Raw genomic sequence first — 399 nt, 5'->3', positions numbered from 1 at the left:
CCGCGATTTAATACCATCAGTATCAGCGGTTACCACATGGGTGAAGCGGGTGCCAACTGCGTGCAGCAGGTAGCATTTACGCTCGCTGATGGGATTGAGTACATCAAAGCAGCAATCTCTGCCGGACTGAAAATTGATGACTTCGCTCCTCGCCTGTCGTTCTTCTTCGGCATCGGCATGGATCTGTTTATGAACGTCGCCATGTTGCGTGCGGCACGTTATTTATGGAGCGAAGCGGTCAGTGGATTTGGCGCACAGGACCCGAAATCACTGGCGCTGCGTACCCACTGCCAGACCTCAGGCTGGAGCCTGACTGAACAGGATCCGTATAACAACGTTATCCGCACCACCATTGAAGCGCTGGCTGCGACGCTGGGCGGTACTCAGTCACTGCATACC

General features: G+C 54.6%; 1 protein-coding gene. It reads left to right on the top strand.

The genetic code is table 11. The features are described 5' to 3' along the window. On the top strand, positions 1–399 hold a 399-nt coding region (locus tag EVJ32_RS16060; protein ID WP_236639534.1), incomplete at both ends, for a methylmalonyl-CoA mutase family protein.

The organism is Exiguobacterium sp. SH5S4 (assembly GCF_004337045.1).
GTDB classification, from domain to species: domain Bacteria; phylum Bacillota; class Bacilli; order Exiguobacteriales; family Exiguobacteriaceae; genus Exiguobacterium; species Exiguobacterium aurantiacum_A.
Note: the sequence above shows the minus strand (reverse complement) of the source record. Positions and strands in the feature narration are given on the sequence as shown.